General features: G+C 57.1%; 1 protein-coding gene. It reads right to left on the bottom strand.

Annotation, left to right across the window (positions count from 1 at the left end; translation table 11 throughout):
• Positions 1 to 113: 113 nt before the first annotated feature.
• The coding region (locus GOB83_RS14750; protein ID WP_165926639.1) for an IS110 family RNA-guided transposase at positions 114 to 515 on the bottom strand (402 nt) is incomplete at its 5' end.

Below are 515 nucleotides of genomic sequence, written 5' to 3'. Positions count from 1 at the left end.
AGACGGTATTACCTGAAACTGTTTCCGATCACAGTCTTCCCATCACGTTGGTTAGTACATACTGCCGGATCTACCGGGGCGGACCCCGGTCTCCATCGTCCTGCTGATGCGGGTCAGGCAGCGGTGACACTGCAACCAGCCGGACGATAGATCTCTTTGCGTGCTAATAATGCCCAGATGATACGGGCCATTTTATTGGCAAGCGCTACTGTTGCCAGGCGTCTGGGGCGACGTTCGATGAGTTGGCACATCCACTGCCCCGCCGCACTATTCCACTGGTGAGCACGGTTGAGCATGGATGTCGCTCCAAGAACCAGAAGCATTCTGATCTGGCGGTTGCCCGTCTTGGTAATCCTGCCCAGCTGGGTTTTCCCCCCGGTGGAATACTGACGGGGTACAAGCCCAAGCCACGCGGCAAAATGTCGTGCTGAGGCAAACGAACCGATATCTGCGACAGACGCCACAACCAGCGATGCGGTCACGGGACCAACGCCTGGAATTGTCATCAGACGGCG

Origin of the sequence: Acetobacter fabarum, assembly GCF_011516925.1 — a bacterium.
Classification (GTDB): Bacteria; Pseudomonadota; Alphaproteobacteria; order Acetobacterales; family Acetobacteraceae; genus Acetobacter; species Acetobacter fabarum.
Note: the sequence above shows the minus strand (reverse complement) of the source record. Positions and strands in the feature narration are given on the sequence as shown.